2 protein-coding genes are annotated in these 1,919 nt (G+C 66.1%); both read left to right on the plus strand.

Annotated elements, in window-relative coordinates:
* On the plus strand, positions 1-598 hold a 598-nt coding region (locus MOV75_RS36330), incomplete at its 5' end, for a pitrilysin family protein (protein WP_246932363.1).
* On the plus strand, positions 595-1,919 hold a 1,325-nt coding region (locus MOV75_RS36335), incomplete at its 3' end, for a pitrilysin family protein (protein ID WP_247007786.1). The genes MOV75_RS36330 and MOV75_RS36335, both read left to right, overlap by 4 nt.

A 1,919-nucleotide genomic window follows, 5' to 3' on the forward strand; every position in this document is an offset into this window, starting at 1 on the left:
CACCGTCACGCTGGCGGATCCGCGCGTCGAGCAGCCGAGCATGCGGCGCTATTATCTGGTGCCCTCGGCGACCACGGCTGCTGCCGGTGAAAGCGCGGCCCTCGACGTGCTGGCGCAGCTGATGGGCAGCGGCAGCAATTCCTATCTCTACCGCGCCCTCGTCGTCGACAAGCCGCTCGCGGTCTCCGCCAACGCCAGCTATTCCAGCATCTCGCTCGACCCGACGCAGTTCGCGATCTCGGCCGCGCCGAAATCCGGCGTCAGCTTCGCTGAGGTCGAGCAAGCGGTCGACGGCGTCATCGCCAACGTCGCGCAGAACCCGATCCGCGCCGAGGATCTGGAACGCGTGAAGACCCAGCTCATCGCGGAAGCGATTTACGCTCAGGATAACCAAGCGGTGCTGGCACGCTGGTATGGCGGCGCGCTGACCACGGGCCTGTCGATCGAAGACATCAGAAGCTGGCCCGACCGCATCCGCGCGGTCACCGCCGAGCAGGTCCGAGCAGTCGCGCAGAAATGGCTCGAGAAGAAGCGCTCGGTGACGGGTTACCTGATCAAGGACACCGCGACCACCAAGCGCGAGGAGAAGCGTTCGTGACCTATCCTTTCCTTCGACGCGTTGCATTCTCCCTCGCCACCGGCGCGGCACTTGCGCTCGCCGCGGTCTCGCCCTCGCAGGCAGCCGCAAAGATCCAGCACCTGGTCTCGCCGGGCGGCATCGAGGCCTGGTTCGTGCAGGACGCAACCGTGCCGCTGATCGCCATGGAATATTCCTTCGCCGGCGGCTCGGCCCAGGATCCCAAGGACAAGCCGGGCGTCGCCAATCTGGTCGGCGACCTCCTCGACGAAGGCTCCGGCGATCTCGACTCCAAGACCTTCCATGAGCGGCTCGACCGCCGCGCCATCGAGCTCTCCTTCAGCGCCACCCGCGATACCTTCCGCGGCAGCCTGCGCATGCTGCGCGACAACAAGGACGAGGCCTTCGATCTCTTGCGGAGCGCGCTGACCTCACCGCATTTCGACACCGCCGATGTGGAACGCATTCGTTCGCAGGTCATCTCGGGCCTGCGCCGCGAGACCACGAACCCGACATCGCTGGCGAGCCGCAAATTCCTGGAGGTCGCCTTTGGCGATCACCCCTACAGCCGGCAGAGCAACGGCAACCTCGACAGCGTGCCGACCATTACGGTTCCCGATATGAAGGATTATGTCGGCCGCGTGCTTGCGAAGGATGGGCTGAAGATCGCGGTCGTCGGTGACGTCGATCCGGCGACCCTCGGCAAGCTGCTCGACCACACCTTCGGTAGCCTGCCCGCCAAGGCCAACCTCACGCCGGTCCCCGACGTCGAGGCCGCAAAGCCGCCGCAGCGCGCTTTCGTCACGCTCGACGTGCCGCAGACCGTGATCACTTTCGGCGGCCCCGGTGTGAAGCGCAGCGACCCGAACTTCATGGCGGCCTATGTCGTCAATCACATCCTCGGCGGCGGCGGCTTGTCCTCCAGGCTCTATCGCGAGGTGCGCGAGAAGCGCGGCCTCGCCTATTCGGTGTTCGAATCGCTGCTCTGGATGGAGCATTCGGCGGTGTTCATCGGCAATACCGGCACCCGCGCCGACCGCGCCGGCGACACCATCGATGCCATCGACAAGGAGGTGCGCCGCATCGCCGAGGAAGGCCCGACGCAGAAGGAGCTCGACGAGGCCAAGTCCTACCTGAAGGGCTCGCAGATGCTGGCGCTGGATACCTCCTCCAAGCTCGCTCAGGCACTGCTGCAGTACCAGCAGGACAAGCTGCCGATCGACTATATCGAGAAGCGCAACGCCATCGTCGATGCCGTGACGCTGGACGACGCCAAAGCCGCCGCCAAGCGCCTCTGGGGCCAGGGGCTGCTGACCGTCGTCGTCGGCCGCGCCCCGCAGGC

The organism is Bradyrhizobium sp. PRIMUS42, from assembly GCF_023006515.1.
GTDB lineage: Bacteria > Pseudomonadota > Alphaproteobacteria > Rhizobiales > Xanthobacteraceae > Bradyrhizobium.